This is a genomic window from Variovorax sp. P4_D9 (genome assembly GCF_056401695.1).
In genome coordinates this window covers 1-12,553 of record NZ_JBFUIU010000211.1, presented here as the reverse complement: position 1 = coordinate 12,553, position 12,553 = coordinate 1, and the positions used below count along the sequence as shown (strand labels likewise).

Below are 12,553 nucleotides of genomic sequence, written 5' to 3'. Positions count from 1 at the left end.
GCCCTCGGGCGACAAGGCCGACGAGGTCTATGGCCGCATGCTCAAGAAGCCGGCGMCCGAGCGGCTCAAGCTGCTGCGCGAGAGCGAAGGCGCGCAGGGCCAGTTCTTGTGGGCGATCCTGCGCGACAGCTTCCACTACGCCGCGGTGCACCTGGCGACCATCGCCGAGAGCGCGCGCGACATCGACTTCGCGATGCGCTGGGGCTTCGGCATGAAGCAGGGCCCGTTCGAGCTCTGGCAGCAGGCCGGCTGGACGCAGGTCGCCAAGTGGATCCAGGAAGACATCGATGCGGGCAAGGCGCTCTCGAGCGCACCGCTGCCGAAGTGGGTGTTCGAAGGCCCGGTGGTCGAAGCCGGCGGCGTCCACACGCCGGCCGGTTCGTGGAGCGCATCGAAAAACAGCTTCGTCGCCGCCCGCAAGCTGCCCGTGCATGAACGCCAGCTGTTCCCCGAGAGCGTGCTCGGCGCCGATGCGCCCGATGCCAACAAGGCCGGCACCACGATCCAGGACGAGGGCGACGTGCGCCTCTGGACGCTCGACGGCGAGGTGCTGATCGCCAGCATCCACTCGAAGATGCACGCGATCAGCCCGGACGTCGCCGAGGCTCTGGCGGCCGGCGTCGAATTGGCCGAGAAGGAATACAAGGCGATGGTGATCTGGTCGCCCGACGAGATGTTCTCGGTCGGCGCCGACCTGCAGGCGATGCTGCCGGCCTTCGTGGTTGCGGGCATCAGCGCGGTCGAAGGCGCGGAGCAGGAGCTGCAGAACGTCATGCTCAAGATCCGTTACGCCAGCGTACCGGTGGTGTCTGCCGTGCGCGGCATGGCGCTCGGCGGCGGCTGCGAGATCGCGGTGCATTCGGCGAAGCGTGTCGCGGCGATGGAAAGCTATATCGGCCTGGTCGAGGTGGGCGTGGGCCTGGTCCCGGGCGCCGGCGGCCTGACCTACATCGCGCGCCGCGCGGCCGAGAACGCGGCCGCATCGACCGGCAGCGACCTCCTGCCTTTCCTGACTGAGGGCTTCACGGCCGCGGCCATGGCCAAGGTCGGCACCAGCGCGCTCGAATCGAAGACGCTCGGCTACCTGCTCGACAGCGACGTAGTCGTGCCGAACAAGGACGAATTGTTGTACGTGGCGCTGCAGCAGGCCAAGGCGATGGCCGACGCCGGCTGGCGCCCGCCGCTGCGCCGCCCTTTCAAGGTCGCTGGCCGCAGCGGCGCGGCGACCATCAAGGGCCAGCTGGTCAACATGCGAGACGGCGGCTTCATCAGCGCCCACGACTTCCACATCGCGAGCCTGATCGCCGAAGTGGTGACCGGCGGCGACATCGACGCCGGCTCGCTGGTGACCGAAGAGTATTTGATGACGCTGGAGCGCAAGGCCTTCTGCTCGCTCATCGTGCATCCCAAGACGCAAGAGCGAATCATGGGCATGCTCTCGACCGGCAAGCCGGTGCGGAACTAAGGAATTCATCATGAGCAAGCAAATCCAGGACGCCTACATCGTCTCCGCCACGCGCACGCCGATCGGCAAGTCGCACCGCGGCTACTTCCGCAACTACCGCCCCGACGACCTGCTCGCGACCACGCTGAAGGCGGCGCTCGCGGCGGTTCCCGGCCTCGATCCGAAAGCCATCGAGGACATCATTTGCGGCTGCGCGATTCCCGAATCGCAGCAGGGCCTTAACGTGGCGCGCATCGGCGCCGTGCTCGCGGGTCTCCCCAACAGCATCGGCGGCATCACGGTCAACCGCTTCTGCGCCTCCGGCTTGTCGGCGGTGCAGATGGCGGCCGACCGCATCCGCGTCGGCGAGGCCGAGGTCATGATCGCGGCCGGGGTCGAGAGCATGAGCATGGTGCCGATGATGGGCAACTCGCCTTCGCTGTCGCCCTCGATCTTCGAGCGCGAAGGCGATGTCGGCATCGCCTACGGCATGGGCTTGACGGCCGAGAAGGTGGCGAAACAGTGGAAGGTCAGCCGCGAGGCGCAGGACGCCTTCGCGCTCGAATCGCACCGCCGCGCGCTGGCCGCCCAGCAGGCCGGCGAGTTCGCCGACGAGATCACGCCAATCGAAGTCACCGACCGCACGCCCGACCTCGCCACCGGCGAGTCGAAGGCGAAGAGCCGCATCGTGAGCCTCGACGAAGGCGCGCGCCCCGACACCACGCTCGAAGGCCTGGCCAAGCTGCGCACCGTGTTCGCTGCGCGCGGCTCGGTCACGGCCGGCAACAGCTCGCAGACCTCGGACGGCGCCGGCGCGCTGATTCTGGCCAGCGAGAAGGCCTGCAAGCAGTACGATCTGAAGCCGCTGGCGCGCTTCGTGAGCTTCGCCAGCAAGGGGGTGCCGCCGCACATCATGGGCATCGGCCCGATCGAGGCGATCCCGGCCGCGCTGCGCTATGCCGGCCTGACGCAGGACGCGATCGACTGGTTCGAGCTCAACGAAGCCTTCGCGGCGCAGTCGCTGGCCGTGATCAACACGCTGGGCCTCGACCCGGCCAAGGTCAATCCGATGGGCGGCGCGATCGCGCTGGGCCATCCGCTCGGTGCCACGGGCGCCATTCGCTCGGCCACCGTGATCCATGCGCTGCAGCGCAAGAAGCTCAAGTACGGCATGGTCACGATGTGCGTGGGCATGGGGCAGGGCGCGGCCGGCATCTTCGAGCGCGTCTGACCGCGCATCAGGGCTTGTGAGCAGGCGCAGGCGTCACCGACACGACTGCATGACCATCAGGCACGGAGGCACACTGCGACCATGAAGACACACCCCCTCGACAAGGCGCTCCACCTGGTGCACAGCGACATCCAGGCCGGCTGCTTCACCGGCGCCACGAGCCCGGACTACTGGAACATGGTCGGCCCGTTCGGCGGCACGACCGCCGCGGTGATGCTGCAGTCCGTGCTGCGGCACCCCGACCTGCTCGGCGAGCCGGTGGCGGCCACGGTGAACTACGCGGCGGCAGTGGGCGAGGGCGCCTTCGAGGTGCTCGCGGTGCCGGTGCGCACCAATCGCTCGACCCAGCACTGGACGATCCAGATGTCGCAAACCGGCGACGACGGCAAGCCGCACGTGACCACCACCGGCACCGCGGTCACCGCGCTGCGGCGCGAGACCTGGGGCACCAGCGATCTGCCGATGCCCGAGGGGCCGCGGCCCTCGGAGGTCGAGCGCGCGACCATCAGGTCGGCAAGAGCCGCCTGGCTCAACCAGTACGAGATGCGCCCGATCATCGGTGCGATTCCGTCCCGCTGGGACGGCAGCGGCGACGCCAGCGAGACGCGGATGTGGCTGCGGGACGCCGACCCGCGGCCGCTGGACTTTGCCGCGCTGATGGCGCTCAGCGACACCTTCTACCCGCGGGTCTGGCTGCGGCGCGCCACGCCGGTGCCGATCGGCACGGTGTCGATCACGACCTACTTCCACACCGACGCCGCGCTGCTGGCCGAGGTGGGCACCGGCTATCTGCTGGGCCGCGCCACCGGGCAGCAGTTCCGCAACGGCTACTTCGACCAGGCAGCGCAGCTCTGGAGCGAGTCGGGGGCGCTGCTGGCCACCAGCAACCAGATCGTCTACTTCAAAGAGTGAGCGACCGAACGGGCATTGTTGCGACAATGAAGAGAACGACAAGGAGACCCGCATGACGATGAAATCCGTCGACTTCTATTTCGACTTCGGCAGCCCGGCCGCCTACCTCGCCTACACGCAGCTGCCGCACCTGTGCGCCGACACCGGGGCGGCGCTGGTCTGGAAGCCGATGCTGCTGGGCGGCGTCTTCCAGGCCACCGGCAATCGCTCGCCGGCCGAGGTGCCGGCCAAGCGCCCCTACATGAATGCCGACCTGAAGCGCTTCGCCAAGCGCTATGGGGTGCCCTTCAGGCACAACCCGCATTTCCCGATCAACACGCTGCTCTTGATGCGCGGCGCCACCGGCCTGYAGATGCGCGAACCCGAACGCTTCCGTGCGTACGTCGATGCGGTGTTCCACGCGATGTGGGTCGAGCCGCAGAATCTCAACGATGCCGCCACGGTCGCAAACGTGCTGCAGGCGGCCGGCTTCGATGCCGCGCAACTGCTGGCGCTCGCCAATGACCAGGAGGTCAAGGACCGGCTCAAGGCCAACACCGAGGAAGCCGTGCAGCGCGGCACCTTCGGCGCGCCGACGATGTTCGTCGGCGACCAAATGTTCTGGGGCCAAGACCGCCTCGACTTCGTCCGCGAGGCCCTCGCGTCCTGATCTTCAATCACACCAAGGAAAACCCATGAGCGACATCCTCGTCCACACCGAAGCCGGTGTGATGACCCTGACCTTCAACCGCCTCGACAAGAAGAACTCGATCACCAGCGCGATGTACGGCGAACTGGCCGACGCGCTGGCCCAGGCCGAGCAGGACGGCGCCGTGCGCGCGGTGCTGATCCAGGGCGACGCCACGATCTTCAGTGCCGGCAACGACATCGGCGACTTTCTCAACCAGCCGCCGTCGACACAGGAGTCGCCGGTGTTCCGCTTCCTGCGCGGCATCGCGAGCTTTCCGAAACCGATCGTGGCCGCGGTCTGCGGTCCGGCGGTGGGCATCGGCACCACGATGCTGTTCCACTGCGACCTGGTCTATGCCGGCGACAACGCGGCCTTCTCGATGCCCTTCGTGAACCTGGGCCTGTGCCCCGAAGCCGCGTCGAGCCTGCTGGTGCCGCAGATGTTCGGCTACCACCGCGCGGCCGAGGCGCTGCTGCTCGGTGAACCTTTCATGGCCGAGGCGGCGCTCGAAGTGGGCTTGGTCAACCGCGTGGTGCCGCCGACCGAGGCCAATGCCATCGCCCAGGCGCAGGCCCGCAAGCTGGCAGCCAAACCATTGAGCGCCTTGATCGAGACCAAGCGGCTCATGAAGAAATCGCAGCTGCCGGCACTGCTCGAGCGCATGGGCGAGGAAGGCCAGAGCTTCGGCCGCATGCTGCGCGAGCCGGCGGCGCGCGAGGCCTTCACGGCCTTCATGGAAAAGCGCCGGCCCGACTTCTCGAAGGTCTGAGTGCAGGCGCTGGTGGCGCCTGGGTTGCCATCGAGGTGTCTGCGAACTCAGTCCGATTGGCTCAGATGCTCTCGAATCGCCGTGCTCAGCGTCAAGCAGATCTTTGCCTTCGGCGCGCCCTTCAGCCAGGCCAGGCCCACCGGGGGCAGGTTCCATGGCAGCGGTTGGGGCAGCATGTGCGCGGCGCCTCCTGCCGCAACCGCACGGGCGACATCGCTGGGGAGGATCGTCACGCCGCGGGGCATCTGGAGGAGCGCCGACGAGATCGTGCCTACCGCATAGGCCTCCAAGGCGGGAACCGGCACGCGCTGCCCAGCCGCCGAGAAGATGGCGTCGATCATCTGCCGAATGGGCGTGTGGGTCGGCGGGAAGATCCAGTCCATTTCCGAGAGTCGGGCGATGTCGAGCAGGGGCTGGCGCATCAACGGACCTGCACTCGGCCGGGCCACCACCAGATGCGCCTGCTGCCGGTACAGCAGCACCTGCTCTAGGTCATCCTCGGTGCTGGCGCTGGAGAATCGACACACCGCGCAATCCAGTGATCGTTCGCGCAGCGCGCCCAGCAGGGGCGCGGTGGTGTCTTCCTGCGTATGCAGCAAGAGCCGTGGGCGCAACTCGAACAGGTGCTTCCACAATGCGTCCAGCGCCGGCGGAGACACGTAGGGAATGAGACCGATGCGAAGCCGTCCCTGCCGCCCTTCGCGCACACCTTCGAGTTCCCTGAGCAATGCCTCGTTGTCGGCGAGGGCGAGCCGTGCCCGGGCGACCACGACCTCGCCTGCGCCTGTCGGCTCCAGACCGCGCCGGGTGCGCAGGAAGAGCGGCTGCATGAAGATGTCCTCGATGTCGGCCAGGGCCCGCGTCACTGTCGGCTGGCTCAAGGACAGCTGCCTTGCGACCCCGGTCACCGAGCGATGCCGGTCGAAGGCCAGCAACAGGGCGTAGTGCCGCATCTTCAATCGGCCTTCAAGGCGCGCCGCCAGGGGATCAACCTTAGACATAGAAAAAATAGCATGCATGTATGCATAGATATTCTATTTTTTCTATTCGACGATCTACACTTTTCCCGACCTCCTCGTTCCTTCGCAGGCGTTGATAATGATCTCTCGCATCCGTCGCGGCTTCGCCGCAATCGCACTGTCCGGTGTCGCCGCCTTCGCTTGCGCGGCTTTTCCCGAGAGGCCTATCACCCTGATCGTCCCCTGGGCAGCGGGTGGGTCGACCGACATCCTCGCCCGCTCCTTGGCCGAGCAACTGACCCGATCCCTTGGTCAGCCGGTCATCGTCGACAACCGGGCGGGGGCCTCCGGGAACATCGGCTCCAATATGGTGGCCAAGGCCAAGCCCGACGGCTACACGCTGCTCGTGGGTTCGATGAGCACGCACGCCATGAATCCGGCAATGATGCCGATGCCGTTCAAGGGGGTCGAAGACTTCACCCCGATCGCTCAGCTTGCCAACGTGGTGAACACGCTGGTGGTCAATCCGTCGGTGCCGGCGAAGAACGTGGCGGAACTAATTGCCTATGCGAAGGCCAACCCCGGCAAACTGGCTTACGCGAGCGCGGGTGGCGGGTCCACGAATCACCTGAGCGCGGTGCTGTTCGAGAAGGCCGCCGGCATCGAGATGCTCCACGTGCCCTACAAGGGCGGGGCTCCTGCAGTGCTGGACACCGTGAGCAATCAGACCCAGGTGCTCTTCTCGGCCGGCACTCAAACGCTTCCGCACGTCAAGGCCGGCAAGCTCAATCTGCTTGCAGTGACCGAGGGCAAGCGCTCGTCGCTGCTGCCCCAGGTTCCGACCGTTGCCGAGACGCTGCCGGGCTACGAGCTCGGCGTCTGGTACGGCTTGTTCGGGCCTGCGAACATGCCGAAGGACTTGGTCGAGCGACTGAATGACGCGGCGAACCAGGCGTTGGCCGATCCGGCGATTCGCGCGCGCATGGATGCCATCGGCGTCGAGATCGTCAAGGGGACGCCGCAACAGTTCGCCACCGTGCTGCGTCGCGATGCCGAACGCTACGGCAAGGTCATCCGCGATCTCAACATCAAGGCCGATTGATGGCGACCGGGAGCCGCGCGTCGGTTCTTTGTCTGCCTCTCGACCGGGTTGCCGCGCTGTGCGATGCACTGTCACGGTCGCGCGACTTTGCCCGGGTGATGCAGGTCGTAGAGGACGCTCGCCGTGACCTGCTCGGGGAGGGTCTGCTGACCGTCAACCTGCGCACCGATCGCCTCCCCGGCCGATCGACATCGCAGGCGCAAGATTCCGGCACGGAACTCCAGCGCATCTGGAGTTCGGATGTCGACGCCTATCCCGTCGCCGGCCGCAAGCGCAAGTCATGGACGCCCTGGTCGCTCCAGTTGCTCGCACGTGCGGAGGTGTTCGTCGGCGAGGGCCCCGCGGCCCTGAAGGAGGCTTTCAGCGACCATGCGCTGATTGCTTCCCTGGGCTTGCAGTCGATCGTCAACGTGCCCGTGCTCGATGAGCAAGGCGACTGTTTTGCGACTTTCAACGTTCTGACGCCGCGCGCCAGTTGGGAGCCTCGGGACATCGTCGCGATTCGGCTGCTGGCGCTGCTTGCGACGCCGGCGGTTGCTCGCGAGGCCTTCAAGCTTTCCTGATTCGGCGCCGCCGAGCAGCAATCAATCGAATCGACCATGAGCTTCACCACACGCCCCGAAATCGTCGGTACCTTTGGTGTCGTCGCCTCCACGCACTGGCTGGCTTCGCAGACCGCGATGGGGGTTCTCGAGCGCGGCGGAAATGCGTTCGACGCTGCGGTGGCCGGTGCCTTCGTGCTTCAGGTGGTCGAACCGCACTTGAACGGACCCGGTGGCGAGGTGCCGATCCTGCTGTGGGACGAGCGCCAGCGCAGCATGGTGTCGATTTGCGGGCAAGGGGTGGCGCCCGAGGCGGCAACGGTTGACGCATTCCGGCGCATGGGCCTCGAGCAGGTCCCCGGCATCGGGCTSCTGCCGGCCACAGTGCCGGGTGCCTTCGGCGCCTGGTTGACGCTGCTGCGGGACCGCGGAACATGGTCGCTCGCCGACGTGATGGCGCCCGCCATCGGCTATGCCCGCGATGGCTTTCCGTTGGCACCCCGCGCTGTGCAGGCCATCACTGCGGTGCAGGACCTGTTTCGCGCGCATTGGCACTCTTCGGCCGCCGTCTGGCTTCACGACGGCCGGGTGCCCGCGCCGGGAGCGCTGTTCCGGCTGCCGCAGCTGGCCTCGAACTGGGAGCGCATCCTTCGTACCGCCCACGGGGAGGGAAGCAGCCGGGTCGAGGTCATCGATGCCGCGCTTCGCTGTTGGTACCAGGGCTTCGTGGCGTCCGCGATCGATGCGTACTACTGCACGGAGGAAGTGCGGGACACCACGGGAGAGAAGCACAAGGGCTTGCTGCGCTACGACGACCTCGCGCGATGGAAGCCTGCGGTAGAAGCGCCGCTCTGCATGGAATTCGGCCGCTATACCGTGGCGAAATGTGGCTTCTGGAGTCAGGGGCCCGCATTTCTGCAACAGATCGGCATGCTCCGCCATGCGGATCTGGAACGCCACCCGCCTCACACGGCGGGCTTTGTTCACCGCATCGCGGAAGCGGCCAAGCTGGCCTTGGCGGATCGGCTCGCGTGGTACGGCGTGGCGCCCGGTGCCTCCCGGGACGCCCAATCGGCGCTGCTGTCGGATGACTACCTGCGTCAGCGCTGGGCGCAAGTGTCGGTCCGCGCCGGCGCGGGTCTCGATCCGGGCGCCCCGCTGGGCCTCGCGCCGCAGTTGCCGGATCTGGATGCAGCGCGGCGTACGCTGCTTGCGGCAGACACCCGCTTCGGCGTCGGAGAACCCACCTTTGCAGCGCTTCCGCCGGTCACTGAATGGCTGGAACGGGAAGTGTTCATCGGCGATACCTGCCACATCGATGTGATCGACAGGCACGGCAACATGGTGGCCGCGACGCCTTCAGGTGGGTGGCTGTCTTCCAGCCCGGTGATTCCGGGGCTCGGCTTTTCGATCAATACCCGGCTGCAGATGACCTGGCTGGACGAGGGCCTGCCCAACACCCTGACGCCCGGCGTGATGCCGTGCACCTCGCTCTCGCCCTCGTTGGCGCTGCGGGACGGCGAACCGTACATGGTGTTCGGTACGCCGGGGGGAGACCAGCAGGATCAGTGGTCGCCGGCATTCTTCCTTCGTCATGCGGTGCACGGCATGAACCTGCAGGAAGCGATCGATGCTCCGGCGTGGCATGTGGACCACTTCCCGTCTTCCTTCTGGCCGCGTGAGACGACATTGAACCGCCTGACACTCGAGTCTCGCTTTTCCGATGGCGTCGTTCAGGAACTGCGCGATGCCGGCCACGGGATCCGGGTCGGAGAGCCCTGGTCGGAAAGTCGCATGTCTGCTTGCAGCCGCGAGCACGACGCACGCGGTCGATTGATCCTTCGCGCGGGTGCCAATCCCCGTGGTATGCAGGGCTATGCGGTGGGCCGATAKGGCCCTGGTCAGTCCTGCTCGATCGGCCGTGGCCGCCCGTTGTCGTCGATCGCGACGTAGGTGAAGGTGGCCTCGGTCACCTTGATGTACTCGCCCTGCGCCCTGAAGCGCTCGGCGAAGACCTCGACCATCACCGTGATCGAGGTGCGTCCGATGCGCACCAGCTTCGAGTAGAACGACAGGATGTCGCCGAGGCGCACCGGCTGCTTGAAGATAAACTCGTTGACCGCCACGGTCGCCATCCGGCCCTTGGCGTAGCGCGCCGGGATCACCGAGCCGGCCAAGTCGCACTGGGCCATGACCCAGCCGCCGAAGATATCGCCGTTGGCGTTGCAGTCGGCCGGCATCGGGATCACCTTGAGCACCAGTTCCATGTCGGCCGGAAGGCTCTTGAGCGTGGCGGTGAGGTTGGCGCTGGAATTGGCGGACATGGGCACAATCGGGGTGGGTCGGCAAGACCCCCCTTATAGAAAACAACAGCCACGATTGTCTCCCATGCGCCGCAGCGGCGAAGTACTTTCCTCTCCCCATCCCGCCTCCGCGGGCACGCCCGCCCGCGCCGACCGCTCGGACTGGGCGACCCTGCGCCGGCTTTTTCCCTACCTCTGGCGTTACAAATGGCGCGTCATGGCGGCGCTGGCCTTCATGGTCGGCGCCAAGGTGGCCAACGTCGGCGTGCCGGTGCTGCTCAAGAACCTGGTCGACGCGATGTCGATCAAGCCCGGCAGCGCCGCCTCGCTGCTGGTGGTGCCGGTCGGGCTGCTGATCGCCTATGGGCTGCTGCGGCTGTCGACCGCTGTTTTCAACGAGCTGCGCGAGTTGGTCTTCGCCAAGGCCACCGAGGGCGCGGCGCGCAGCATCTCGCTCGAGGTGTTCCAGCACCTGCACGCGCTGAGCCTGCGCTTCCACCTCGAGCGCCAGACCGGCGGCATGACGCGCGACATCGAGCGCGGCACGCGCGGCGTGCATTCGCTGATCTCGATGTCGCTCTACAGCATCGTGCCGACGATCATCGAGCTGACGCTGGTGCTGAGCATCCTGGGCGTCAAGTTCGACTCGGGCTTCGTCTGGATCACGCTGGCCGCGCTGGTGGTCTACATCGTCTTCACCGTCACCGTGACCGAATGGCGCACCAAGTACCGCAAGACCATGAACGAGCTCGACTCGGTGGCGCAGAGCCGCGCGGTCGATTCGCTGCTCAATTACGAGACGGTCAAGTACTTCAACAACGAGGGCTTCGAGGCCGGCCGCTATGACGCCAGCCTGGAGCGCTACCGCAAGGCGGCGGTCAAGAGCCAGACCACGCTGAGCATGCTGAACGCGGGCCAGCAATGCCTGATCGCGGTCAGCCTGGTGGCGATGCTCTACCGCGCCACGCAGGGCGTGGTCGACGGCCACATGACGCTGGGCGACCTGGTGATGGTCAACGCTTTCATGATCCAGCTCTACATCCCGCTCAATTTCCTCGGCGTGATCTACCGCGAGATCAAGCAGAGCCTGACCGATCTCGACAAGATGTTCGTGCTGCTCGAGAAGGAGCGCGAGGTGCGCGACGCGCCCGATGCGCGGCCCTTGGCGGGCCACGGTTCCACGGTGCGCTTCGAGGATGTCAGCTTTGCCTACGAGGCCGCGCGGCCGATCCTGAAGCATGTGAGCTTCGAGATCCCGGCCGGGAAGACGGTGGCCGTGGTGGGTCCGTCGGGCTCGGGCAAATCGACATTGGCACGGCTGCTCTACCGTTTCTACGACGTCCAGCAGGGCCGCATCACGATCGGCGGCGAGGACATCCGGCAGGTGACGCAGGCCAGTGTGCGGCAGGCGATCGGCATCGTGCCGCAGGACACCGTGCTCTTCAACGACACGGTCGAATACAACATCGCCTATGGTCGCCCGGGCGCCAGCCGCGAGGAGGTGGAGGAGGCCGCGCGGGCGGCACGCATCCACGAATTCATCGTCCACACGCCCAAGGGCTACGAGACCACGGTCGGCGAGCGCGGGCTCAAGCTCTCGGGCGGCGAGAAGCAGCGGGTGGCGATCGCGCGCACGCTGCTCAAGAACCCGCCGATCGTGATCTTCGACGAAGCCACCTCGGCGCTGGATTCGGCCAACGAGCGCGCGATCCAGTCGGAGCTCAAGAGCGCGGCGCGCAACAAGACCACGCTGGTGATCGCGCACCGCCTGTCGACGGTGATCGACGCGCACGAGATCCTGGTGCTCGAGAGCGGCGTGATCGTCGAGCGCGGCACCCATGCGCAATTGCTGGCCAACCAGGGCAAGTACGCCCAGATGTGGCGCCTGCAGAAGCTCGAGGCCGAGCCGGTGCTGTGAGGCCCATTCCCATTGATTGATTCAGGAGCGATTCGAGAATGTCGGAGAAGATTCCGCTGTTGGTGCTCAACAGCCTGTCGCAGGCCCACCAGGCGCAGGTCGCCGCAATCTATGACATGACCTACCTGCCGCTGCCGACCCAGGCCGAGCGTGCCGCGCTGTTCGCGGCCGAAGGCGGGCGCTTCCGTGCGGTGCTGACCATCGGAACGATAGGATTGACGGCTGCGGAGATCGCCGCGATGCCCAGGCTCGAACTGGTCTGTGCGATGGGTGTGGGCTATGAAGGCATCGCGGTCGATGCGGCGCGYGCGCGCGGCATCGCGCTGGCCAACGGCGCCGGCACCAACGACGACTGCGTGGCCGACCATGCGTTCGGCCTGCTGATTGGCGCGATGCGCCGCATCCGCACGCTCGACCGGCTGTGCCGCGAAGGCGTCCGGCGCGAGGCGATTGCGCATCCGCCGAACGTGTCGGGCAAGCGCCTGGGCATCCTGGGGCTGGGCACCATCGGCCAGAAGATCGCCAAGCGCGCGGCGGGCTTCGACATGCCGATCGGCTATCACAACCGGCAGCCGCGCGAGGGCGTGTCGCACCGCCACTTCGACGGCGTGCGTTCGCTGGCCGACTGGGCCGACATCCTGGTGGTCGCGACGCCGGGCGGCGCCGGCACGCGGCACCTGGTGAATGCGGCCATCCTCGACGC

General features: G+C 66.8%; 12 protein-coding genes. 10 read left to right on the top strand and 2 right to left on the bottom strand.

What is annotated here, in order from left to right; translation table 11 throughout:
• The 5 genes from AC1DY5_RS22340 to AC1DY5_RS22320 form a co-directional block, all read left to right on the top strand.
• Window positions 1-1,465: enoyl-CoA hydratase/isomerase family protein (locus AC1DY5_RS22340; protein WP_478114866.1), on the top strand; the 1,465-nt coding region annotated here is incomplete at its 5' end.
• A 10-nt stretch (window positions 1,466-1,475) separates the two neighbouring features.
• On the top strand, window positions 1,476-2,675 hold the full coding sequence (locus AC1DY5_RS22335) for an acetyl-CoA C-acyltransferase (RefSeq protein WP_478114865.1): 1,200 nt from the start codon (window positions 1,476-1,478) through the stop codon (window positions 2,673-2,675).
• Window positions 2,676-2,756: 81 nt separating this feature from the next.
• Window positions 2,757-3,587 carry an acyl-CoA thioesterase gene (locus AC1DY5_RS22330; protein ID WP_478114863.1) on the top strand — a complete coding sequence of 277 codons (831 nt, stop codon included), beginning with the start codon at window positions 2,757-2,759 and terminating at the stop codon, window positions 3,585-3,587.
• Window positions 3,588-3,645: 58 nt separating this feature from the next.
• Entirely contained in the window at window positions 3,646-4,236 is a 591-nt protein-coding gene (locus AC1DY5_RS22325; protein ID WP_478114868.1) for a DsbA family protein, read from the top strand.
• Between the two features lie 25 nt (window positions 4,237-4,261).
• Window positions 4,262-5,026: an enoyl-CoA hydratase gene (locus tag AC1DY5_RS22320; protein ID WP_478114861.1), complete on the top strand. Its 765-nt coding sequence runs from the start codon at window positions 4,262-4,264 to the stop codon at window positions 5,024-5,026.
• Window positions 5,027-5,073: 47 nt separating this feature from the next.
• On the opposite strand, the gene AC1DY5_RS22315 is transcribed toward AC1DY5_RS22320, so the two are convergent.
• Window positions 5,074-5,979 (bottom strand): LysR family transcriptional regulator, encoded by a 906-nt coding sequence (locus tag AC1DY5_RS22315; RefSeq protein WP_478114859.1) that lies wholly within the window; start codon window positions 5,977-5,979, stop codon window positions 5,074-5,076.
• 145 nt (window positions 5,980-6,124) lie between these two features.
• On the opposite strand from AC1DY5_RS22315, the gene AC1DY5_RS22310 reads away from it, so the two are divergent.
• The 3 genes from AC1DY5_RS22310 to AC1DY5_RS22300 all read left to right on the top strand — a co-directional run bounded on the left by AC1DY5_RS22310 (window position 6,125) and on the right by AC1DY5_RS22300 (window position 9,582).
• Window positions 6,125-7,087 (top strand): Bug family tripartite tricarboxylate transporter substrate binding protein, encoded by a 963-nt coding sequence (locus AC1DY5_RS22310; RefSeq protein WP_478114857.1) that lies wholly within the window; start codon window positions 6,125-6,127, stop codon window positions 7,085-7,087.
• A gap of 98 nt (window positions 7,088-7,185) precedes the next feature.
• Complete coding sequence (locus AC1DY5_RS22305; RefSeq protein WP_478114855.1) at window positions 7,186-7,650, top strand: GAF domain-containing protein; 465 nt, start codon at window positions 7,186-7,188, stop codon at window positions 7,648-7,650.
• 36 nt (window positions 7,651-7,686) lie between these two features.
• Entirely contained in the window at window positions 7,687-9,582 is a 1,896-nt protein-coding gene (locus AC1DY5_RS22300) for a gamma-glutamyltransferase family protein (RefSeq protein WP_478114854.1), read from the top strand.
• On the opposite strand, the gene AC1DY5_RS22295 is transcribed toward AC1DY5_RS22300, so the two are convergent.
• Entirely contained in the window at window positions 9,531-9,953 is a 423-nt protein-coding gene (locus AC1DY5_RS22295) for an acyl-CoA thioesterase (RefSeq protein WP_478114852.1), read from the bottom strand. The genes AC1DY5_RS22300 and AC1DY5_RS22295 overlap by 52 nt on opposite strands.
• A gap of 64 nt (window positions 9,954-10,017) precedes the next feature.
• On the opposite strand from AC1DY5_RS22295, the gene AC1DY5_RS22290 reads away from it, so the two are divergent.
• Window positions 10,018-11,850, top strand: a complete 1,833-nt coding sequence (locus AC1DY5_RS22290; protein WP_478114850.1) for an ABCB family ABC transporter ATP-binding protein/permease — start codon at window positions 10,018-10,020, stop codon at window positions 11,848-11,850.
• 38 nt (window positions 11,851-11,888) lie between these two features.
• Window positions 11,889-12,553: NAD(P)-dependent oxidoreductase (locus AC1DY5_RS22285; RefSeq protein ID WP_478114848.1), on the top strand; the 665-nt coding region annotated here is incomplete at its 3' end.

What these genes read in the sequence shown, in the direction of transcription:
- AC1DY5_RS22335 (WP_478114865.1), top strand. Translation starts at nt 1,476, where the DNA reads ATGAGCAAGCAAATCCAGGACGCCTACATCGTCTCCGCCACGCGCACG.
- AC1DY5_RS22330 (WP_478114863.1), top strand. Translation starts at nt 2,757, where the DNA reads ATGAAGACACACCCCCTCGACAAGGCGCTCCACCTGGTGCACAGCGAC.
- AC1DY5_RS22320 (WP_478114861.1), top strand. Translation starts at nt 4,262, where the DNA reads ATGAGCGACATCCTCGTCCACACCGAAGCCGGTGTGATGACCCTGACC.
- AC1DY5_RS22315 (WP_478114859.1), bottom strand. Translation starts at nt 5,979, where the DNA reads ATGCGGCACTACGCCCTGTTGCTGGCCTTCGACCGGCATCGCTCGGTG.
- AC1DY5_RS22310 (WP_478114857.1), top strand. Translation starts at nt 6,125, where the DNA reads ATGATCTCTCGCATCCGTCGCGGCTTCGCCGCAATCGCACTGTCCGGT.
- AC1DY5_RS22305 (WP_478114855.1), top strand. Translation starts at nt 7,186, where the DNA reads ATGCAGGTCGTAGAGGACGCTCGCCGTGACCTGCTCGGGGAGGGTCTG.
- AC1DY5_RS22295 (WP_478114852.1), bottom strand. Translation starts at nt 9,953, where the DNA reads ATGTCCGCCAATTCCAGCGCCAACCTCACCGCCACGCTCAAGAGCCTT.
- AC1DY5_RS22290 (WP_478114850.1), top strand. Translation starts at nt 10,018, where the DNA reads ATGCGCCGCAGCGGCGAAGTACTTTCCTCTCCCCATCCCGCCTCCGCG.